Annotated in this window: 20 protein-coding genes and 1 tRNA gene; 15 read left to right on the top strand and 6 right to left on the bottom strand. The window is 61.1% G+C overall.

The window, feature by feature from the left end; genetic code table 11:
• The first annotated feature begins 14 nt into the window (after nucleotides 1–14).
• From NPS47_RS10040 to NPS47_RS10060, 5 genes are all read left to right on the top strand, one after another.
• Nucleotides 15–995, top strand: a complete 981-nt coding sequence (locus tag NPS47_RS10040; RefSeq protein ID WP_274294835.1) for a Bug family tripartite tricarboxylate transporter substrate binding protein — start codon at nucleotides 15–17, stop codon at nucleotides 993–995.
• A 115-nt stretch (nucleotides 996–1110) separates the two neighbouring features.
• Nucleotides 1111–1569: a tripartite tricarboxylate transporter TctB family protein gene (locus NPS47_RS10045; protein WP_274294836.1), complete on the top strand. Its 459-nt coding sequence runs from the start codon at nucleotides 1111–1113 to the stop codon at nucleotides 1567–1569.
• A 1-nt stretch (nucleotide 1570) separates the two neighbouring features.
• Nucleotides 1571–3085: a tripartite tricarboxylate transporter permease gene (locus NPS47_RS10050; RefSeq protein ID WP_274294837.1), complete on the top strand. Its 1515-nt coding sequence runs from the start codon at nucleotides 1571–1573 to the stop codon at nucleotides 3083–3085.
• Nucleotides 3078–4139: an AbrB family transcriptional regulator gene (locus tag NPS47_RS10055; RefSeq protein WP_274294838.1), complete on the top strand. Its 1062-nt coding sequence runs from the start codon at nucleotides 3078–3080 to the stop codon at nucleotides 4137–4139. The genes NPS47_RS10050 and NPS47_RS10055 overlap by 8 nt, the downstream gene beginning before the upstream one ends.
• Before the next feature lie 209 nt (nucleotides 4140–4348).
• Nucleotides 4349–6037, top strand: a complete 1689-nt coding sequence (locus tag NPS47_RS10060; protein WP_274294839.1) for a bifunctional metallophosphatase/5'-nucleotidase — start codon at nucleotides 4349–4351, stop codon at nucleotides 6035–6037.
• 47 nt (nucleotides 6038–6084) lie between these two features.
• On the opposite strand, the gene ung is transcribed toward NPS47_RS10060, so the two are convergent.
• A complete protein-coding gene (ung, locus tag NPS47_RS10065; RefSeq protein ID WP_274294840.1) occupies nucleotides 6085–6777 on the bottom strand; it encodes a uracil-DNA glycosylase in 693 nt (230 codons plus the stop codon).
• Nucleotides 6778–6904: 127 nt separating this feature from the next.
• Between ung and NPS47_RS10070 the strand changes: the two genes are divergently transcribed.
• On the top strand, nucleotides 6905–8014 hold the full coding sequence (locus tag NPS47_RS10070; protein ID WP_274294841.1) for an enoyl-CoA hydratase/isomerase family protein: 1110 nt from the start codon (nucleotides 6905–6907) through the stop codon (nucleotides 8012–8014).
• 5 nt (nucleotides 8015–8019) lie between these two features.
• Here NPS47_RS10070 and NPS47_RS10075 read toward each other — a convergent pair whose 3' ends face one another.
• On the bottom strand, nucleotides 8020–8418 hold the full coding sequence (locus NPS47_RS10075; protein ID WP_274294842.1) for a hypothetical protein: 399 nt from the start codon (nucleotides 8416–8418) through the stop codon (nucleotides 8020–8022).
• A 180-nt stretch (nucleotides 8419–8598) separates the two neighbouring features.
• Between NPS47_RS10075 and NPS47_RS10080 the strand changes: the two genes are divergently transcribed.
• From NPS47_RS10080 to NPS47_RS10105, 6 genes are all read left to right on the top strand, one after another.
• Entirely contained in the window at nucleotides 8599–10125 is a 1527-nt protein-coding gene (locus NPS47_RS10080; protein WP_425313492.1) for a sensor domain-containing diguanylate cyclase, read from the top strand.
• A complete protein-coding gene (locus NPS47_RS10085; protein WP_274294844.1) occupies nucleotides 10118–10339 on the top strand; it encodes a cysteine-rich CWC family protein in 222 nt (73 codons plus the stop codon). Before NPS47_RS10080 ends, NPS47_RS10085 begins: the two co-directional genes overlap by 8 nt.
• 27 nt (nucleotides 10340–10366) lie before the next feature.
• Nucleotides 10367–11059 (top strand): pseudouridine synthase, encoded by a 693-nt coding sequence (locus NPS47_RS10090; protein WP_274294845.1) that lies wholly within the window; start codon nucleotides 10367–10369, stop codon nucleotides 11057–11059.
• Nucleotides 11060–11378: 319 nt separating this feature from the next.
• A complete protein-coding gene (locus NPS47_RS10095; protein WP_274294846.1) occupies nucleotides 11379–12263 on the top strand; it encodes an alpha/beta fold hydrolase in 885 nt (294 codons plus the stop codon).
• A 156-nt stretch (nucleotides 12264–12419) separates the two neighbouring features.
• Nucleotides 12420–12493 (top strand) — tRNA-Gly (locus NPS47_RS10100).
• Between the two features lie 279 nt (nucleotides 12494–12772).
• Entirely contained in the window at nucleotides 12773–13414 is a 642-nt protein-coding gene (locus tag NPS47_RS10105; protein ID WP_274294940.1) for a CatB-related O-acetyltransferase, read from the top strand.
• Here NPS47_RS10105 and NPS47_RS10110 read toward each other — a convergent pair.
• Nucleotides 13401–14489: a polyamine ABC transporter substrate-binding protein gene (locus NPS47_RS10110; protein WP_274294847.1), complete on the bottom strand. Its 1089-nt coding sequence runs from the start codon at nucleotides 14487–14489 to the stop codon at nucleotides 13401–13403. The two genes, NPS47_RS10105 and NPS47_RS10110, sit on opposite strands and share 14 nt — an antisense overlap.
• A 46-nt stretch (nucleotides 14490–14535) precedes the next feature.
• Nucleotides 14536–15837, bottom strand: coding sequence for an NAD(P)/FAD-dependent oxidoreductase (locus tag NPS47_RS10115; RefSeq protein WP_274294848.1), 1302 nt, complete (start codon nucleotides 15835–15837; stop codon nucleotides 14536–14538).
• 136 nt (nucleotides 15838–15973) lie between these two features.
• On the opposite strand from NPS47_RS10115, the gene NPS47_RS10120 reads away from it, so the two are divergent.
• Together NPS47_RS10120 and NPS47_RS10125 are read left to right on the top strand one after the other, a co-directional pair.
• Nucleotides 15974–16879, top strand: a complete 906-nt coding sequence (locus NPS47_RS10120) for a LysR substrate-binding domain-containing protein (RefSeq protein ID WP_274294849.1) — start codon at nucleotides 15974–15976, stop codon at nucleotides 16877–16879.
• A 93-nt stretch (nucleotides 16880–16972) separates the two neighbouring features.
• On the top strand, nucleotides 16973–18673 hold the full coding sequence (locus NPS47_RS10125; RefSeq protein ID WP_274294850.1) for a SulP family inorganic anion transporter: 1701 nt from the start codon (nucleotides 16973–16975) through the stop codon (nucleotides 18671–18673).
• 70 nt (nucleotides 18674–18743) lie between these two features.
• Here the strand turns inward: NPS47_RS10125 and NPS47_RS10130 are convergent, their stop codons facing one another.
• Both NPS47_RS10130 and NPS47_RS10135 read right to left on the bottom strand, forming a co-directional pair.
• The gene (locus NPS47_RS10130) at nucleotides 18744–19379 is read right to left on the bottom strand and encodes a LysE family translocator (protein ID WP_191830954.1); all 636 of its coding nucleotides are present in this window, start codon (nucleotides 19377–19379) and stop codon (nucleotides 18744–18746) included.
• A 70-nt stretch (nucleotides 19380–19449) separates the two neighbouring features.
• Complete coding sequence (locus NPS47_RS10135; RefSeq protein ID WP_274294851.1) at nucleotides 19450–20523, bottom strand: glycerophosphodiester phosphodiesterase; 1074 nt, start codon at nucleotides 20521–20523, stop codon at nucleotides 19450–19452.
• Nucleotides 20524–20634: 111 nt separating this feature from the next.
• On the opposite strand from NPS47_RS10135, the gene NPS47_RS10140 reads away from it, so the two are divergent.
• Nucleotides 20635–21657 carry a DUF4917 family protein gene (locus tag NPS47_RS10140; protein WP_274294852.1) on the top strand — a complete coding sequence of 341 codons (1023 nt, stop codon included), beginning with the start codon at nucleotides 20635–20637 and terminating at the stop codon, nucleotides 21655–21657.
• Nucleotides 21658–21707 lie beyond the last annotated feature (50 nt).

A 21707-nucleotide genomic window follows, 5' to 3' on the forward strand; every position in this document is an offset into this window, starting at 1 on the left:
CACGGAGATAGACGATGACCTTTTCACTGCGCCGCATTGCCCTCGCCACGGCCTGCCTGATGTTTGCCGGCCACGCCCTGGCGGGCGAACCCAAACGTCCTGAATGCATCGCCCCCGCCTCCCCCGGCGGTGGTTTCGACCTGACCTGCAAACTGGTGCAAAGCGCCTTGGTCAACGAGAAGATCCTCACCAAACCCATGCGCGTGACCTATATGCCTGGCGGCGTCGGCGCGGTCGCCTACAACGCCGTGGTTGCCCAGCGCCCGGCCGATGCCGGGACCCTGGTGGCCTGGTCCAGCGGTTCGCTGCTCAACCTCGCCCAGGGCAAGTTCGGCCGCTTCGACGAGAACGCGGTGCGCTGGCTGGCAGCGGTTGGCACCAGCTATGGCGCCATCGCAGTGAAAAACGACTCGCCCTACAAGACCCTCGACGATCTGGTAGCGGCGCTCAAGAAAGACCCGAGCAAAGTGGTCATCGGCTCCGGCGGCACCGTCGGCAGCCAGGACTGGATGCAGACTGCACTGATCGCCAAAGCCGCCGGTATCGACCCGCGCGACCTGCGCTATGTCGCGCTTGAAGGCGGTGGTGAAATCGCCACAGCGCTGCTCGGTGGGCATATCCAGGTGGGCAGTACCGACATTTCCGACTCCATGCCGCACATCCAGAGCGGTGACATGCGCCTGCTGGCGGTGTTTGCCGAAAAGCGTCTGGACGAGCCGAAAATGAAGGATATTCCGACCGCCAAGGAGCAGGGTTACGACATCGTCTGGCCAGTGGTGCGCGGCTTCTACCTGGGGCCGAAAGTCACCGATGAAGAGTACGACTGGTGGAAAACCTCGTTCGACAAGATGCTGGCCTCGGATGACTTCGCCAGGCTGCGTGACCAGCGCGAACTGTTTCCCTTCGCCATGACCGGCGCCGAACTGGACACCTACGTGAAGAAACAGGTGGCGGACTACAAGACCCTGGCCAAGGAATTCGGGCTGATTCAGTAAGCCTCTTCCCTTTCGAACAGCATCGCGGGGCAAGTCGAATCGTCGCACCGCCGCTCCTACCTACACAGCGTCGCCCTGTGGGAGCGGGCTTGCCCCGCGAAAAGAGGATTCCTCAATGATCCTGCAACGCGTTTTTGCCTTGTTGCTGCTGGCGGTCTGCGCCGCTCTGGCAGTAATGGCCTGGCCCTATCAGGCGGCGTTTTCCTACGAGCCTGTCGGCCCTCGTGCCTTTCCGTTATTGATTATCGGCCTGATGGGCTGCGGTCTGTTGTACCTGGCATTTCGTCCCACCCCGATCGTGCGCAAGGACGATGAGCCTGAACTGGACCGCGAATCCCTGAACAAGATCGGCATCTGTGTGGCCTTGCTTCTGCTCTTTGCCAGCACTTTCGAATCCCTGGGTTTTGTACTGAGCAGCATTCTCGTCGGTGTACCCATGGCACGTCTGTACGACGGGCGCTGGCTGCCCAGCGTCGTCATCATCACGCTGATGAGCATCGCACTGTATTGGCTGTTTGACCGTGTAATGGATGTTCCACTGCCCCTGGGCCTGCTCGACGTACTGGAGAACTGACATGGATACGCTTGGTTATCTCGGCCAGGGCTTCGGCGTTGCCCTGAGCCCTTACAACCTGGTCACTGCTCTGTGCGGCAGCCTGATCGGTACTGTCGTTGGCCTGCTGCCGGGCCTGGGCCCGATCAACGGGGTAGCGCTGCTGATCCCGATTGCTTTCGCCCTCGGCCTGCCTCCGGAGTCGGCGCTGATCCTGCTGGCTGCGGTGTACCTGGGTTGCGAATACGGTGGGCGCATCAGCTCGATCCTGCTGAACATTCCCGGCGAAGCCGCGACGGTGATGACCACCCTCGACGGTTACCCGATGGCCCGCAAAGGCCTTGCCGGTGTCGCCCTGTCGTTGTCGGCGTGGAGCTCGTTCATCGGCGCCTTCATCGCCACCTGCGGCATGGTCCTGTTCGCGCCCTTGCTGGCCAAGTGGGCCATTGCCTTTGGCCCGGCGGAATACTTTGTGCTGATGGTCTTTGCCATTGTCTGCCTGGGCGGCATGGCAGGCGACAAACCACTGAAAACCTTTATCGCGGCACTGATTGGCCTGTTTCTGTCCTGTGTCGGTATCGACGCCAACAGCGGCGTATACCGTTTTACCGGCGACAGCGTGAACCTGGCCGACGGCATTCAGTTCGTGGTGCTGGTGCTGGGCCTGTTCTCGATCAGCGAGATTCTGCTGCTTCTGGAAAAAACCCACCATGGCCATCAAGCGGTCAAGGCCACCGGGCGCATGCTCTTCAACCTCAAGGAAGCGGCCTCGGTATTCTGGGTGAACATGCGCTGTGGCGTGCTGGGTTTCATCATGGGGGTGTTACCCGGTGCGGGGGCAACCCTGGCCAGCGCGGTTGCCTACATGACGGAAAAACGCGTGGCGGGTGCCAGTGGTAAATTCGGCCAGGGCGACAAGCGTGGCCTGGCGGCGCCGGAAACCGCCATCGGTGCTGCCTGCTGCGGTGCTCTGGTACCGATGCTGACCCTGGGTGTGCCCGGTTCGGGTACCACCGCGGTGATGATCGGCGCCTTGACCCTGTACAACATCACCCCCGGCCCACTGCTGTTCCAGCAGCAGCCAGACATTGTCTGGGGCTTGATTGCGTCGTTGTTCATTGCCAACGTCATGCTGCTCATTCTGAACGTGCCAATGGTGCGTCTGTTCACCCGCATCCTTGCCGTGCCGAACTGGGCACTGGTGCCGGTGATTGCAATCATTACCGCCATTGGCGTGTATGCCGTGCACGCGACGACCTTCGACCTGTTCCTGATGATCGGTATCGGCATCTTCGGTTACATCCTACGCAAGCTCGATTTCCCCCTGTCGCCGTTGTTGCTCGGCTTTATTCTTGGCGGCCTGATGGAACAGAACCTGCGCCGCGCCCTGTCGATCTCCAACGGCGGCCTGGATATTCTCTGGTCGAGCCCGATCAGCATGACGGTCTGGACGCTGACCGCGGTGATGCTGGCCTTCCCACTGCTGCGTATCTGGCGCAAGCGCAGCCTCCAGCGCCGTGCCCTGGCCGATGTCTGATCGGCCTTCGCAACTGTTCTGGGCCACAGGGCTGGTCGGCCTGGCAGGCGGGTATCTCGCCAGCCAGGTCGGCTGGCCGCTGCCGTGGATGGTCGGTTCGCTGTTGGCGATCATCCTGGTGCGCTGCCTGACGCCCTGGCAATTGAGCGAAATGCCCGGCGGGCGCAAATGCGGGCAGTGGATCATCGGCATCGGCATTGGCCTGCACTTCACCCCGGCGGTGGTCGAGCAGGTGGCGAGCAATTTCGGCCTGATCTTCTGCGGCGCGTTGATCACCAGTGTTTCCAGTGTCGTCGGCATCTGGTTATTGCGCCGTACCGGTGAAGACCGCGCCACGGCGTTCTTTTCCAGCATGCCTGGCGGCTCCGGGGAGATGGTCAACCTCGGTGCCCGCAACGGTGCGGTGCTCAGCCAGGTCGCTGCCGCGCAGAGCCTGCGGGTACTGGCGGTGGTGCTGTGCGTACCGGCGCTGTTCAAATACCTGGTGGGCGATGGCGTGGCGATCACCCACAACGGCAGTGTCAGCTGGGGCTGGCTGGCGCTGATCTGCCCGCTGGGTATCGTTATGGCCTGCCTGTGGCAGCGCCTGAAGCAGCCTAATCCCTGGTTGTTCGGCCCGCTGCTGGTAGCGGCCGTCGCCAGTGTCGGCTTCGATTTGCAGATCGCCCTGCCCGACGGTGCCAGCCAGATCGGCCAATGGCTGATTGGCAGTGGCCTGGGCTGTCACTTCAACCGTGCGTTCTTTCGCCGGGCGCCATCCTTCCTCGGACGCACCTTGATCGCCACGGCGTTGAGCATGCTCATCGCTGCCGCGGCTGCCTGGACCTTGAGCCATCTGACCCAGCTGGATCTGCGCTCCTTGACCCTGGGCATGATGCCCGGCGGTATCGCGGAAATGAGCCTGACCGCCGAGACCTTGCAGCTGTCAGTACCCTTGGTGACAGCACTACAGGTTATGCGCTTATTGTTTGTGCTATTTCTGGCCGAGCCGCTGTTTCGCCACTGGATGCAAGAACACTCTCCTGCCCACAAGCATGACAAGAGGGAAAACTAAATCGTCTTTCTGCATCGACACCTAAGGGCTTGGTCGCTTGTCTGTTCGTCGTTGTATTCGCCAGTTGCGGTATCCGCATACCACCTCCCCCTAAAACGAATCCTTACCTTCGTCAGAGTGCCTTGCCCCTGATACATGAGCCGCAGCAGCTACTTGGCTGACCCCGGCTGAAGAGAGGGGCCTAACCGCCACTGAAGAAGGACAACCAAATGATTAACACGCTGTTTCGCAACTGCGCGCTCGCTACAATGCTGTCACTGCAGACCTTGCCCGGTGCCAACCTGGCCCTGGCCGACACTTCCGCCACCGTGCGTATCAACATTGCAGCTATCAATGACCTGCACGGAAATCTCCATCCCACCCCACTGACCTACAAAGATGCCGAGGGCAAAACCCACCGCCTGGATGCTGGCGGAATCGCGACTCTGGGCGGCATGCTTGACGAGTTGCGCACGCAAGATCCGAACCTGCTGGTAGTCGGTGCGGGAGATCTGATCGGCGCTAGCCCGGCGGCATCCTCCATGTGGGCCGATGAGCCGGTCATTGAGGCCTTGCGCGGCTTGGGCTTGAACCTCAGCTCCGCAGGTAACCATGAACTCGATGCAGGCAAGGCAGAGCTGCTGCGCAAGGTCAATGGCGGCTGTGAATCCAAACTCACTGGCAAAGCTTGTCAGTTTCGCAGCACTTACACCGGCACCGGCTTTCCCTATCTGGCGGCAAATCTGATCGACCGCGAGAGCGGCGGTTTGCTTTTGCCGGCCTATCACATCGAACAGATCAAGGGTGTGAAGATCGCCTTCGTGGGTGCGGTGCCTGCCGACCTGAGCGCGCACGTGACACCACAGGGTATCGCAGGATTGGAGGTAATAAGCGAAGCGGAAGGGATCAACCGGGTGATTCCCGAGATCAAGGCGCAAGGTGTGAATGCAATCGTTGCAGTGGTGCACCAAGGAGGCCATACATCTGAAGCATTCGACGAGGCCAACTGCAGCAAACTGCGCGGCGATATCACGGAGGTGGCCAGGCTCCTGGACCCCGCGGTGGATGCGCTGATCAGCGGCCATACACACCAGGCCTACCAGTGCAAGATAGGCAACTTGCACGTAACCCAATCCGGTGACTACGGGCACTTCATTACCCACCTGACACTCGACTTGACCCCAGGTCAACATCGTGTGACACACGTCACCGCGCGCAATCTGCTGGCTGACCCGACTCACTATCAACCTAATGCCAGCCTCGCCAGGCTGGCAAGCGAAGTACAGGCTCGCTCGCTTGAGAAACTGGCCCAACCGATTGCGCGTATCGGAGTGGCGTCGTTGTTGCGAACGCCGAACGCTGATGGCGAATCGCCGATGGGCAACTTAATTGCCGATGCGCAACTGGCCGCGACTCTTCAACAAAATGCGCGCATTGCCTTCACCAACCTTCGGGGCATTCGGACAGACCTGCATCAGTACCACGATCAGCCACTCACCTTTGCGCAGTTGTTCGCAGCGCAGCCCTTCGACAATAGCCTGATTGTCATGGACCTCACGGCTGCTCAACTGCAGTCACTGCTGAACCAGCAATGGAACGGCGACGAATTCACTTCGTTGCAGGTATCGGCTGGCTTTCATTATCGCTGGGACCCGAAACGTCCAACCGAAAGCCGAGTCGTTCCTGGCAGCCTGAGCCTGGACGGCAAGCCGCTGGAGCTCGATAAAACCTATCGGGTGACGACAAATGCGTTCCTCGCCTATGGCGGCAACAACTTCTCCACATTCCTCGAGGGTACTCGGCAAGTCGATAGCGGCATCGCGGATGTCGATGCACTCATCAACCACCTGCGATTGAGCGAAGAACGCGCTATCTCCGTGGCAAATCAAGGTCCAGCTCGAATCAGCCGCGAACAGTAAAGCCGGCACTGAAAACAAGGGAGCTATGCATTAGCTTCCTTTTTCGTTTACAGCGGAGGTAGAGACCACTCGATCCGTGTTATCCCTCGTTGCTCCAGAAATTTGTTGGTGTGGCTGAAATGCCCGCAACCGAGAAAGCCGCGGTACGCGGACAATGGCGAAGGATGCACCGACTTGAGGATCAGATGTTTGGTTCCGTCAATCAGCTTTTGCTTGCTTTGGGCATGCGAGCCCCAGAGTAAGAAGACCACATCTGAACGCTGCTCGCTGACCACCTGGATGATCCGGTCAGTAAAGAACTCCCAGCCCTTCTTGGCGTGCGAAGCAGCATTGGCGCGCTCCACGGTCATGGTGGTGTTGAGCAGCAACACACCCTGATCCGCCCAACGTTGCAGGCAGCCATGCTTGGGAATCTCGATGTTCAGGTCGCGGTGCAATTCCTTGTAGATATTGACCAGCGAAGGCGGCGTGGGGATTCCCGGCTGCACAGAAAAGCACAGACCATGGGCCTGACCGGGGCCGTGGTACGGATCCTGGCCGAGGATCACCACTTTCACCTGATCCAGTGGCGTGGAATTGAGCGCGTTGAAAATCAACGGGCCCGGCGGATAGATCTCTTTGCCCGCCGCATATTCCTGGCGCAGGAATTCACGCAGTTGCTGCATGTAGGGCTGGTCGAATTCGGCGCGCAGCGCTTCTTTCCAGCTCGGTTCAAGTTTGATGCGATCGTCGTCAGTCATGGGGCCATCCGTAAACAATGGCGCGACACTAGGAAAGCTGCCGGTGCTTGTCAATCGATCCGACCGGCGACCGCCATAATCGCCAGCAGCGACCATACTTGTCCGGATCAAAACGAAGAGGTCCGCCATGGCTGCCGTACAGTGCGAAGAACTCACCGGCGTCGATGGTGCCCGTATCGGCATCGCCACACTGAATACGCCGCAGACCCTCAATGCCTTGTCACTGCCAATGATCGAGGTGCTCGACGAACAACTCAAAGACTGGGCCGACAACCCGGATATTGTCTGCGTCTTGCTGCGCGGTACCGGCGCCAAGGCATTCTGCGCGGGCGGCGAGGTGCGCAGCCTGGCCGAGGCTTGTCGCAACCATCCAGGCCAGGTGCCGACGCTGGCGGCGAACTTCTTCGCCGCGGAATATCGTCTGGATTACCGCCTGCACACTTACCCCAAGCCCTTGCTGTGCTGGGGCCATGGCCATGTGCTCGGTGGCGGCATGGGCCTGCTGCAAGGCGCCAGCGTGCGCATCGTCACACCCAGCAGCCGCCTGGCCATGCCGGAAATCAGTATCGGCCTGTATCCCGATGTCGGCGCCAGCTGGTTCCTGGCTCGGTTACCCGGCAAGCTCGGCTTGTTTCTCGGTCTGACCGGGGCGCCGATCAACGCCATTGATGCCCTGGACCTGGGCCTGGCTGACCGTCTGCTCGGGGAAAGCCAGCAAGAAGAACTGCTCGACGACCTGCTGCAACTGAACTGGCAGGAACAGACCGCCCTGCAGCTCAACAGCCTGCTCAAGGCCCAACAGCACGGCGTTCAAAGTGAACTGCCCGAAGCCCAGTGGCTGCCACGGCGCAAACAGATTGATGCGCTGCTCGATGTCGCCGATCCGGTGTGCGCCTGGCGCGCCATCGCACAACTGCGCAATCACCCCGACCTGCTGCTGGCCAAAGCCGCGCAAACCATGCTTGCAGGCTGTCCGCTGACCGCTCACCTGGTCTGGGAGCAGACTCAACGGGCTCGGCACCTGTCGTTGGCCCAGGTATTCCAGATGGAATACACCATGAGCCTCAATTGCTGCCAGCATCCGGAGTTCAGCGAAGGGGTACGCGCGCGCCTGATCGACAAAGACCAGAAACCGCGTTGGCACTGGGCAGATGTTGCTCAGGTGCCAACCGCGGTTGTTCAGGCACATTTCGGCAAGGCGTGGGAAGGTCGGCACCCCTTGGCGGACCTGGCCTGAATGGCCTAACGATGCCAGTTGCCGTCGCGCCGGCCATCAGCATTGCGGTCGTGGCGGGAATTGCCCTGGCGATAACGGTCATACCCACGACCTGGGTGGGGTTTGTAGTCATGATCCGGTGCCGAGCGGTAATAGTGCGGCGTCGCGCGATTGTAATGGGGTGTCGAGCGGTAATAGTAATGCGGCGTTGAACGGTAATACCGCGGTGGCGGCGTGTAGTAACGCGGCTGCGGCACCACATAGTAACCACGGTTGTATTGATAACCAGGCGAGTAATAGCCCGGATAACCATAGCGATCAGCGGTATAGACTTCGGTGCGATGGTAGTAACCGTTTCCTCCATAGGGAACACAGCCGGCGGTGAGCAAACTCAGCACTGCAACAAGCACAAGTCGGCGATACATGGCGGCCTCCTGGACCGCGAAACTGCCCATCCCAGCGGCGCTGGTCGGCGTCGATCGGCAAGCGCTGACCGACACAGATTAAGACCACATAAAGCCGATCCAGTGCCCTTGCCGCAATAATTTGCAACAAGGGCAATACCCTTGATATTTATCCAGTTATTTTCCGGCCGTAACACTAGAATGAACGGCATTGGCTTATATCAAGGGACTGCCATATTGCCTCGCACCGCCCTGTTTTCGCAGCGCTCGCTGATTCTGACCTTGCTGTTGTTGCTCGGCTGCGGCTTTCTGGCCACGTCGCTGCTGAGCTATTTCGCCTCGCGCAGTTCGATCCGCGACAGCATCGTCAACACCGAACTGCCACTGACCTCCGACACGGTCTATTCGGAAATCCAGAAGGACCTGGTGCGACCGATCCTGATCTCCTCGATGATGGCCCATGACACCTTCTTGCGTGACTGGGCACTGGCCGGTGAACGCGACACGGCGCAAATCTCCCGCTACCTCACCGAAGTCATGGACCAGTACCATGCCTACACCGCATTTTTCGTCTCCAGCGCCAGCGGTAACTACTACCAGGCGCAAAAGGGCGTGCTGAAGCAAATCGACCCGCAGGAGCCGCGCGACACCTGGTACTACCGGGTGCTGAAAATGGACACCCCCTACGAAATCAACGTCGACCTGGACATGGCCAACCAGGACAAGCTGACGGTGTTCATCAACTACCGCGTGTTCGACTACCACGGCAACTTCATCGGCGTCGCCGGCATCGGCCTTACGGTCGAAGCCGTGGTGCGCCTGATCGATGATTACCAGCAGCGTTACCAGCGTCAGGTGTACTTCGTCGATCCGCAAGGCAATGTGGTCTTGACCGGCTCAAAGGGCGGTGCCCATGGCGCCCGCACGGGCCAGTCGCTGCGCGAGCTCGATGGCTTGCGCGAGTTGCTCAGGCAGATGCCGACACCGGTCAGCGGCAGCCATGAATACCTGAGCAGCGACGGCCACAGTCACTTTCTCAATGTGCGCCTGGTGCCCGAACTGAACTGGTACCTGTTCGTCGACAAACGCGAAGACGGTGCCCTGGACAACATCCGCCAGTCGCTGTACCTGAACCTGGTGATCTGCGCCATCATCGGCCTGGTGGTGCTGTCGCTGCTCAACGCCATGGTCAAGCGCCATCAGGACAACATCGAGACCCTGGCCACCCGTGACAGCCTCACCGGCCTGCCCAACCGCCGCGGCTTCGACCTGCTGGCAGCGCAGGCGCTACAAGAATCCCAGCGCGAGCCCAGGCCACTGGTCGCCTTGTTGATCGACCTTGATCACTTCAAGCAACTCAACGACACCCATGGCCACCTGGCCGGGGACGAAGTCTTGCGTCAGTTCGCCGAGGTCCTGGAAAACTGCCTGCGCCAGGCGGATATTATCTGTCGCTGGGGGGGTGAGGAATTTATCGTGCTGCTTAAGGATACCGACGGCGCGCATGCCCAGGAGGTGGCGGAAAAACTCCGCCTGCACACCGAGCAACGGCATTTCAGCTTCGCCGACAAAGTGATCCGCTTGACCACCAGCATTGGCTTGAGCAGCCTGCAACCTGAGGATACCCTGCACAGCCTGATCGCCCGCGCCGATCATGCGCTGTACCGCGCCAAGCAAAGTGGACGCAACCGCGTCTGCGTGGAAATGCCCAGGTCCGACTATGAATGACACCCAACGCTGCCCCGCCTGTGGCGCCAGCAACCGCTGCAGCCTCGCCGACCCGCGCACGGCGGCCCAGGCGTGCTGGTGCTACAGCGTCAGCATCGCCGCCGAAGTGCTTGAGGCGTTGCCCGCCGAACAGCGCAACAAGGCCTGCCTGTGCCCCGCCTGCGCCCAGGTGCTGGAACAACTGCAAGCGGCAAAACCCGCCGGCGAGGGTTAAACTGCAACGCCCTGCACCTGGCCCTGTATGCGTCTCGATCGATTCCTCAGCAACCTGCCCTGCTTCAACCGTCAGCAAGTACGTTTGCTGCTGGCGGAGCGGCGGGTGCGCGTGGACGGTTATTGTGTCAGCGACCCACGCCTGGAAGTGCGGGAGTTCAGCCGTATCGAAGTCGATGAACAGCTGCTGCAGGCCGGGCGTGCGGCGCGCTACCTGATGCTGCACAAACCCCAGGGCTGCGTCAGCGCTACACAGGACCCCGAGCACCGCACCGTGCTCGATCTGATCGATGAAACGGACAAGCACGAGTTGCACATTGCCGGACGTCTGGACTTCAACACCACCGGCCTGATGCTGCTGACCAACGACGGCCAGTGGTCACGACGCCTGACCCAGCCGCAAACCAAACTGGCGAAGATCTACTACGTCGAAACCGAGCAGGTCATCGAAGCCCACTACATCGAAAAATTTCAGCAAGGCTTCTACTTCGCCTTCGAAGACCTCACCACCCTGCCCGCCGAACTGACCCTGCTCGGCCCGCGCAGCGCGCGCCTAAGTATCGTTGAAGGGCGCTACCACCAGGTCAAGCGCATGTTCGGCCACTTCGACAACAAGGTGCTGCGCCTGCACCGTGAAGCCATGGGACCGCTGCAACTGGACCCGGGCTTGCGTCCCGGCGAGTACCGCGCGCTCTATCCCGAGGAAATCCTGGCGATCTGAGGTCACGACCGCCTGGCAGAAAAGTTTGCTCAATTTCCCCAAAGGCACTTGCGGGTTACTCCGCTGCCTGCTTGAATCCAATCGTCGGTCTGCATGTGACTCATCGGTCACGCCCGCAGTCCAAGACACCTTTTTGCTGGCTACCCGTGCCTTGAAGCACTGGAGTCCGGCAGATTGCCCACCTACAACAATACCCGTCGACCGGCGTTACAGGATCGACAAGGGCCCTCAGTTTCTCTTCAAGGCGTATGCCTACCTGTCATAAAGAACGCGCATCCTTGCATGTGCGAACACCCTTTTTGCGCCAGGAGTCGACGACATGAGGCCAGAAATTGCTGTGCTTGATATACAAGGTCAGTATCGGGTTTACACGGAGTTCTATCGCGCAGACGCCGCTGAGAAGACGATCATCCTGATCAATGGCTCGCTGGCCACGACGGCCTCGTTTGCGCAGACGGTGCGCAGTCTGCATCCGCAATTCAACGTGGTGCTTTACGATCAGCCCTACGCCGGCAAGTCCAAGGCGCACAACCGCCACGAGCGGCTGCTGACCAAGGAAACCGAAGGGCAGATTCTCCTCGAACTGATCGACCACTTCGGTGCCGACCATGTGATGTCGTTCTCCTGGGGCGGCGCCTGCACCCTGCTGGCCCTCGCACACAAGCCGCGGCGCATCGAAAAGGCGGTGGTCAGTTCGTTCTCGCCGGTGATCAACGAGCCGATGCGCGACTACCTTGAACGTGGCTGCCAGTACCTCAGTGCCTGTGACCGCTACCAGGTTGGCAACCTGGTCAACGACACCATCGGCAAACACCTGCCGTCGCTGTTCAAGCGCTTCAACTACCGGCACGTCAGCAGCCTGGACAACCACGAATACGCGCAGATGCACTTTCACATCAACCAGGTGCTCGACCACGACCTCGACAACGCCCTGCGCTCGGCCCGGGTGATCGACATTCCGGTGCTGTTCATCAACGGCGAGTGGGACGAATACACCACCAGCGATGATGCCCGGCAGTTCAGCCGGCACGTGCGCAACAGCCACTTCAGTGAAATCCGCGCCACCGGCCACTTCCTCGACATGGAACACAAGGCGGCCAGCAATGCCACGCGTGACGCCTTGCTGGGTTTCCTCAAGCCCGCCGTCCGAGAGTCGCGCAGCCGTAATCAGTACGTCCAGGAACATCATGCCCTGGCGATCTGAATACCCTGGTTGGCGGTAGCGCAGCCTCCTGCATCAACGGCCCGATCGGGCAGAAGGAAGATGCATGACCTCGCGCTACCGGCCACCGCCCCAGGCTTTTTTGCACCACAAGGCTTCAAATCGCAGCGCGCTTCTGGTACAACGTCAGCCCTGCAAGCGGGTGTCGTATAATGGCATTACTCCAGCTTCCCAAGCTGATAACGAGGGTTCGATTCCCTTCACCCGCTCCACTGCTTCATGGGTCTCAGCGCTTCTGAGACTTCGGCCCAGCACCTCAAGGTGCCAACTGGCCTTTTGATCAACTCCCTCCTCGCCTGACCCGTGCAGCTCGCGCTTCTGCCCATGTGTGCACAGGTGAAGCATTGTTGTGTAAATCTTTGCCCGAGCCACCGATACCGCACAATGCGACACTGCCCAGCGCCTGTACACGCGTTACGTTAGGAGAAGAAATGATCGAATGGATCGCCCTGGCGATTTCCCTATGCTCGTTGCTCACTGTCATTTTCTATATGAAGTGGGGCAACCCCGAGGCGAAGAGTCGCCGGCGCAAGGCACGCCTCAAGCAGGTGCCGGAATTTGACCGGGGGGCGTATATCTTCAAAAAGAAATACCCTCAATACGGATACGGCACAGGCTCCTATGGTCTTCCGACCGTCAAGGATTACGGAGACGGCAAACACCTGGAGATAGGTGCATATTGCTCCATCGCTCAAGGCGTCCTGATTATCCTCGGTGGGCACCACCGCACGGACTGGGTAACGACCTACCCTTTCCCCGCCAAACTGGCGCAAGCCGCTCATATTCGTGACTACGGCGGCTCGCGTGGGGATGTGATCATCGGCAACGATGTATGGCTCTGTTCACAGTGCACAATCCTCTCTGGCGTTACCGTCGGAACAGGCGCAGTGGTTGCGGCAGACGCCGTGGTCACCCGCGACGTCGCCCCTTACTCCATCGTTGCCGGCAATCCTGCCCGCGTGGTCGGCTGGCGGTTCGATGAGCAGACTCGAACGCAGCTACTGGCGTCGCAATGGTGGAGCTGGCCGAAAGAGGAAGTGGTCAAGGTTGTCGATCTGCTTTGCAATGACAACATAGAGCGCTTTCTGGCCTACGCCCGCGAGCGCAATGCCAGGCCTGCTATTTCCCACTGATCACCCGCGTCCACAGGCGCGTGCTCAAGCGCATGCCTGCCGGTGACAGGGTCTTGATCGGAAACAGCGAATCAAGCACCGAAGACGGTGGATAGATCGCCGGGTTGTCGCGCAGTTCAGGTGTGATGTACTCCAGCGCGGCGGCATTGCCGTTGGGGTACTTCACCGCGTTGCTGATGTTGGCGATCACCTTCGGCTCAAGCAGGTAGTTGAGGTAGGCATAGGCGTTTTCCAGGTGCGGCGCACCCTTGGGAATCACCACCATGTCGACCGCTACCGTGGAGCCTTCGCGCGGGATGCTGTAGCCGATGTTCACGCCGTTGCCGGCCTGGTGGGCGCTGCTCATGGCCTGCAATACGTCGCCGCTGAAGCCGATGGCCACGCAGATATTGCCGTTGGCCAGGTCACTGACGTACTTCGACTGGTGGAAGTAGCTGATGTAGGGACGAATCGCCATCAAGGCGGCTTCGGCCTTTTTCAGCTCAGCCGGGTCCTGGCTATGCGGATCCAGGCCCAGGGTCTTGAGGGTAATGGATACGATCTGGGTCGGGTTGTCGAGAAACGCCACGCCGCACTGGCTGAGCTTCTCGATGTTCTCTGGCTTGAACAGCATGTCCCAGGACTGAGTCACGTCGGTGCTACCGAAGATCGCCTTGATCTTGTCAACGTTGTAGCCAATGCCGGTGGTCACCCACATGTAGGGAATCGCGTAGCGGTTACCCGGGTCGCTGGCTTCGAGGATTTTCATCAGTTTGGGATCGAGGTTGTTCCAGTTCGGCAGCTTGCTGCGATCCAGTTCCTGAATGGCCCCGGCCTTGATCAGGCGCGGCAGAAAGTGGTTGGACGGGCTGGCCAGGTCATAGCCACTGTTGCCGGTCATCAACTTGGCTTCGGTGGTCTCGTTGCTGTCGATCAGGTCGTAAGTGGTCTGGATCTGGGTGCGGCGAGTGAACTCACTCAGGGTGTCGTCGGCGATGTAGCCGCTCCAGTTGGCGATGTTGACGGTTTCATCCGCCTGGGCCGTCGCGGTCAGCAACGCCATCGACAACAGGGTCATGCAGGTGCGCTTGATCATGAGGTGTGCCTCTCTTGTTTTTGTTCCGGCGTGTGTGCCGAAGGTTTCAACGTTCGTTGCGGGCCCGCCAGACTTCCCAGGCCATGCGGGCTTTGGCGCCCATATCGAAGAACGGCGTGGGTGGCAGATAGCCGGGCTTGGCCTGGCCCAGCACATCGCTGAGCAAGGCCGAGTCGGCACCAATCGCCATCTCGACCAGCAAGCGCCCCCACAACGTGCCGCGGGCGACGCCGGAACCGTTGCAACCGGCCACGGTATGCAGGCCGTCATCGACCCTGGCAAAGTACGGTTCACCGGAACGGGTGCCGCTCAGATGGCCGGTCCAGGTGTACTCGAGGTCTTGTGCGGTGATGCCGGGGAAGCGCTTTTGCAGGCCGAGCAGGTGCTCGCGTTGGCGCACCGCCAGCGCTTGGGCATCGAGGTCGCGCTGGCGGTACTCGACCGTGTTGCGAATCAGCAAGCGACGCTCCGGTAGCAGGCGTAGCGTGCAACCGCCTGGCAAGGTCGAGAGCACGCCCCAGCCCTGTTCGTCGAACAACTGCTGCCACCGCGCTTCGGTCAACGGCCGGGTGATGCTGGCGCTCAGCTCCAGCGGGAACGTGCCGCTGCGCTTCACCCCTACCCTTGGCAAGAACGCACCCACACAAATCAGTACCTGCTTTGCCTGCACTTCGCCGCCCGCAGTACGGACTGTCCAGCCCTTGCCCGGCGCACGCTGCAAATCGCTGACCGCAGTGTGTTCATAGACTTCTACTTGTGCAGGCAGGCTTTCGGCCAGGCCTTTGACGTAGCGCGCGGGTTGCAGCAGCCCGTTCCCTCCACCACAGTGAATGGCTCGACGATAAAACGCTGTACCCAACCGCGCTTTGAGGTCGCCCGCGTCGAGGAAGCGTGCCTGGGCGCCAACCGCCTTCAGCGTTTCCAGGGTCTGCTCGACAGCGTCGAGGTGCGCAGGCTCGTGTACCGCAAAGTGGTAGCCGTCATTGCTCAGTTCGCAGTCGATAGCCTGTTCGGCGATGCGCTGGCGAACCTCAATGCCGGCTGCAACGCCAATCCGCGAAGCAACCTGATAGGCCGAAAATCCCGGGGAACCGACTAACTCGTTTGCGCCAGGCAATTCGTGGCTGACCACAAAGCCCGAGTTGCGCGCAGAAGCGCCCTGGGCAACCCGCTGGCGCTCGAGCAAAGCAATGCGCTGGGACGGAAAACGGCTGGCCAGGGTGTGAGCTGCCGAAAGGCCGGTGATGCCACCGCCGATGATCAGCCAGTCGACCTTTTGCCGGCCTGCGAGCCGCGGCCGCAACGCGGATTCGCCCGCCAGGGCGATCCAGCCACAGTGGTTGTTCATTGTCTGTCTCTCCTCCACAATCAATGCGCAGGAGTTATTGGCAATAACCCGCAGATGCGCCGTGTACATCTTTAATTTACGGGCATAAGGGCATTGACTCTAACGCTAAAAATTCATCCATCCATTCGGATTTAGCATGGATAAAATGCTTCGCGTGCCCTCATTGCAGGCATTGCAAACCCTGGTCAAAGTGGCCGACACCAGCAACTTCACCGAAGCTGCCCGGCAGTTGCACCTGACCCAGAGTGCTATCAGCCGACAGGTTCAGCAGCTCGAAGAGCACTACCAGACCGTGCTGTTCGAGCGCACCAGTCGCAAGGTGGCGCTGACCGCGCAGGGACGCGAGGTGTGTGAGGTCGCACGGGAGATGTTGAAGTCGTTACGGAGCCTGGAACAGCGCCTGGCGCCGGCCCCGCTTGATCGCCCCTTTCGCATCCGCGTTTTCGTGTCGCTGGCGGTGCGCTGGCTGTTGCCCAGGTTGAGTTCGTTCTACACCGTCAATCCCGGCCTGTGCCTGTCGATCGAGACCGTCAGCGGCGAGCTGGTCGACACCGGCGGCGACTGCGATGCCTATGTGCTGTATCTGCCCGACGGCCTGGACGAACGCCCACTGACGCTGTTGTTCGAGGAGTACCTGGTTCCGGTCTGCGCGCCGACTTTCAGCGATGGCCGCACACCTCCGCGTACACTCGACGAACTTGAACAACATGCCCTGATCCACGGCTCCACCCGCCAGCATGAGTGGACGGTTTGGCTGCAGGCACAGCAGGACCGGGCTGAGCGCAGCTTCAAACATATAATGTTCAACCTCGACGACCTGGCCCTGGATGCTGCGAGCCGCGGCCTGGGTGTCGCCATGACGGACTGCATGCTGGCCCACGACGCACTGGTACGCGGCGACCTGATAGTCCCTTTCGGCGAGGCGCTGAAGACCGGCGCGGTCTATGCACTGTGGTTGCGCGACAGCGGCGTGACGCACCCCGCCTGCCGAGCCGTGCTCAGTTGGTTTGAAGAGCAGATTGAACAAACCTCTGCCTTTTGATCTGGCGCCCTTCCCCGGAGCACGCAATGCGCTTTAATTAACGCTATTGCGTATTCCTCAGCCTTGTTGCGAAACACTCGAAAGGACCCGTTCATGTTGCTCTCTCGCTGGCTTCCAGGCCTGGCCAATCTCTTGCACTATCGCCGTGAATGGTTCCATGCCGACCTGCAGGCCGGGTTGTCGGTAGCGGCGATCCAGATCCCGATCGCCATCGCCTATGCGCAGATTGTCGGCCTGCCGCCGCAATACGGGCTCTACGCCTGCATTTTGCCGATGATGGTCTACGCCCTGATCGGCAGTTCGCGGCAGTTGATGGTCGGTCCGGATGCGGCGACCTGCGCCATGGTCGCCGGGGCCATTGCCCCGCTGGCGCTGGGTGACCCCGCTCGACTGGCGCAGTTATCGGTGATTGTCACCATTCTGGTCGGCCTGATGCTGATCGGGGCCGGGCTGGCGCGTGCCGGTTTTATCGCCAGCTTCTTCTCACGCCCGATTCTGATCGGCTACCTCAACGGCATCGGCCTGAGCCTGCTGGCGGGCCAACTGGGCAAGGTGCTGGGCTTTCAGATCGAAGGCAACGGCTTCATTCTGAGCCTGATCAACCTGCTGCAACGCCTGGAGGAAATCCACTGGGTGACGCTGAGTATCGGGCTGGTTGGCCTGGCACTGCTGATCGGGTTGCCGCGCCGATTTCCCCGGCTTCCTGCCGCACTGGTGACAGTGGTGCTGGCGACACTGGTGGTCGGCGTGTTCGGCCTGGACCGCTTCGGTGTAGCGATTCTCGGCCCGGTGCCCGCCGGTATGCCGGAACTGGCCTGGCCGCAAACCAACCTTGAAGAAATGAAAAGCCTGCTGCGTGACGCCCTGGGTATCGCCACCGTGAGCTTCTGCAGCGCCATGCTGACCGCCCGCAGCTTTGCCGCCCGGCACGGCTATGCGATCAATGCCAACCACGAGTTCCTCGCGCTGGGGGTGACCAACATCGCCGCCGGGGTTTCCCAGGGGTTCGCTGTCAGCGGCGCCGACTCGCGCACTGCGGTCAACGACATGGTCGGTGGCAAGAGCCAGCTGGTGGGCATCATCGCTGCGCTGGTAATCGCGATGATCCTGTTGTTCTTCACCGCGCCCATGGCCTGGATTCCCCAGGCAGCCCTGGGCGCGGTACTGCTGATGGCCGGCTGGGGCCTGATCGACGTGAAATCCCTGGGCAAGATCTACAAGCTCAGCCGTTTCGAATTCTGGCTGTGTGTGCTGACCACCGTTGGCGTGCTCGGTGTCGGGGTGCTGCCGGGTATCATCATCGCCGTGACCCTGGCCATCCTGCGCTTGCTCTACAGCATCTACCAACCCACCGACGCGGTGCTCGGCTGGGTGCCTGGCATTGAAGGCCAGGTTGATATCGCAGGGCACAAGGACGCGCGCACGGTCAAAGGCCTGGTGGTGTATCGCTTCGACGATGCGATCCTGTTCTTCAATGCCGACTACTTCAAGATGCGCCTGCTCGAAGCGGTGCAGCGCGAGCTTGAGCCGCGTGCGGTGTTGTTCGACGCCGAGGCGGTCAGTTCCATCGACGTCAGCGGCATTGCGGCGCTGCGGGAAGTACGTGAAACCCTTGAGGCTCGCGGCATCCACTTCGGTATTGCACGGGCGCGCGGGCGTTTTCTGCGCATGCTGGTGCGCTCGGGGATCGCCCGGGAAATGGAGAACGGGATGCTGTTCGGCTCGGTGCGTTCGGGGATTCGGGCGTATCGGTTGTGGCGTAACCGCATGCGCAGGGAGACGGTGGCTGAATGATCGCGGGGCAAGCCCGCTCCCACCGGTTAATAGCCGGTGGGAGCGGGCTTGCCCCGCGATGGAAGCGCCGCTAGCGTTGCGGCATCAACCCCGGCAAGGCATGCATCAGGGCATTGACGGCAAAACCGATGAACATCACCCCGCAGGCGCGGGTGATCCACAGTTCATAACGGGTGTAGAGGGTGCGCACATGACGGGCACCGACAATGGCGATGAGGATCACGTAGGCCAGCAGACCGCCGAGAAAGCTCAGGGCAATCAGCGCAGGCAGCATCGACCACTCCAGGGTTTCGGCGCGGCTGGAGATCAGCGCGGTAAACGTCGCCACCGCCACCGGGTAGGCCTTGGGATTGGTCAGGCCAAACACGATGCCGTGCCAGAACGGCTGGCGTACCGGTCCTTGCTCACCCTGGCCATTGCCCGGACGACTGCGCAGCGCGCGCAAACCCAGCCAGAACAGGTACAGGCCGCTGAGCAGGCCAAGGATGTCAAACACCGAACTGCCAATCTGGCGGGCACCGACAATCGCCACCAGTGCCGTACTGCACCACAACACGTCGCCCAGCAGATGACCACACAGGAAGCCGGCCCCGGCCTTGCGCCCGCGCGATGCGCCAATGCCCAGCACCGCGAGGACGCCCGGCCCCGGGGTGATGCCATAGATGAATCCGGAAGCCAGCACGGCAAACAGCAGCGAGAAGGTCATCGGCGATGGGATCCTGAGCAAGTGCGCAAAGGGCGAAGTCTACGGGAGCCGTTGGCGTCAGGCCAGATCCTCAATAGCCCTGCGCCTCGAGGGTCTGCGCCTCGTTCAGCGCGGGTGGTCTGGCGAAGTAACGCAGAAGCTGACCGCTGCGATTGGTGAAGATGCCGTCGACGCCGGCCGCCATGACCTTGGCGAAGTCGACCTCTTCATCGACGGTGTACACATGCACCAGCAGGCCTTTGTCATGGGCCAGCTGGTTCATCCAGGGTTGCACCAGGTCGGCATAGCTCTGCGCCCCGCCTGCTGTCAGCGCTGCCGAAGGTCCGGTGCCGATGGCCCCGGCGTCTTTGGCATAGTCAAGCCAGCGGGCAAACTCGGCCTTGTCTTTGGGTTGCTGACGGGCATAAAACGCCGCTTTGTCGCGCTCGCCGGATTCAGCAAAACTCTGCCCGGACGCAGGCTCGATGCTGCCCTTGCCGATCCACAACAGCAGGACCTTGGGCACTTGCGGCATTTCCGTGTGCAGCAACGCCAGGCTGTTGCGATCAAAGCTCTGCAGCACCACCCGTCCAGGTGTGTCGAGCCAGCCACGGGCCTGCAACCGCGTCTTCAAGTCCGCTTCGATGTCGGGGAACAAGCTCGGCACCTTGGTCTCGATATACAGCCCGGGGCGCTTGTCCGGATGGCCTTCGGCGATGTCCATGACCTCGTCCAGAGTGAGGATCTGCAAGCCCTTGAAGCGCTGCCGCGCCCGTTCCGGATTGGCCTGGTTGAACCAGCTGCCGGCATCCAGCGACTTGAGTTCGGCCAGGGTGAAGGCACTGACCGGGCTGTCCTTGCGCTCGGGAAAGCGCTGGGCGACATCGCTGGTGCGCTGCAGGTTGTCATCGTGCAGCGCAACCAGCACGCCGTCTTTGCTGCGCTGCAGATCCAGTTCGAGGTAGTCGGCCCCCAGCTCCCGGGCCAATAGATACGCCGGGGCGGTGGACTCCGGCGCATCAAAGGATGAACCGCGGTGGGCAATCACCGCCGGGTACGCAATGCCCTGGCGAGCCGCCAGTTCACGGCCGGGCTCGGCCGCAGCCAGCCCGGCCTGGGGCAGTAAAAGCAGACAGGCAACTATGCTGATTCCTTGCAACGTCATGACCCTTCCTCTTCTTTGCCAGCGAATCCAGCATAGTCACCGACACTGATGACAACCCGGCGGCATGCTAAAGTCGCGCCGATCAAGCGACCCACCTGGAACAATGAACCCATGCCCGACACCGACCTCGACGCCAGCCTCCACCTCTGGCCTGAACTGATCGCTAAGCACCCGTGCAGCGGCTTGCTGCTGGGCAATGGCGCCAGTCGAGCGTTGTGGCGCCCGTTCACCTATTTCTCGCTGTTCGAAGAAGCCCAGCGGGTGCGTCACAAGCCCTTGAGCCTGACCGACCAGGCCTTGTTCAAATCCCTCGGCAGCGAACTGTTCGAGCCGGTGCTCAGCGCCCTGAACACCACGGTACGCATCAATGCCGCCCTGGCGATCAGCTCGTCTGCGCCGCTGAACCGCTATTACGCGATCAAGGAAGCGCTGATCCATGCCGTGCGCAGCGTGCACATCCCCTGGCGCCTGCTGCCGCAGTCGACCCTGCAACTGATCAACAACGAACTTCGTAATTACCGCAGCGTCTACTCCAGCAACTACGACTTGATCTGTCACTGGGCAGCCAGTCAGTCGGCGGGCGGTTTCCAGCCGTTGTTCGATGACGAAGGCGTCTTCGATATCCGCCACACACGTGCCCCCGGCACTCGCCTGTTGTACCTGCACGGTGGCTTGCACCTGCTCAAGCAACAGGACGGCAGCACCCGTCAACGCAGCGCCAGCGACAGCCAGTTGCTCGATGGTTTTGCCGTGAACACGCCCGGCGATGTGCCGCTGTTCGTCAACGAAAGCAGCAGCGACGACAAGCTCAAGGCGATCCGCAGTTCCGATTACCTGAGCTGGTGCCTCGGCGAACTGGCGGGCCATCAAGGCGGGCTGTGTCTGTTCGGCCAGCATCTGGACAGCAGCGACCGCCACCTGCTGCAAGCGATCAAGCAAGCTCGCCCGGCGCACCTGGCGATTGCCATCCGGCCCTTGAGCGAGGCCTCGATCATCAGCCAGAAGCAGCATTACGCCCAACGCTTTGCCGACGCTGCCGACCTGCCGCTGTACTTCTTCGACGCCAGCAGCCACCCCTTGGGCGCGCCCGGCCTGGAAGTCCAGGTGCCCGTGCTGGTTCGCAAACGACGCTGACAGCGCGGCAAACTGTACGGATGAACTTGTGAGCAACTGTAACAAGATCA

The sequence above is a fragment of the Pseudomonas putida genome (genome assembly GCF_028682475.1).
Lineage (GTDB): Bacteria > Pseudomonadota > Gammaproteobacteria > Pseudomonadales > Pseudomonadaceae > Aquipseudomonas > Aquipseudomonas putida_AG.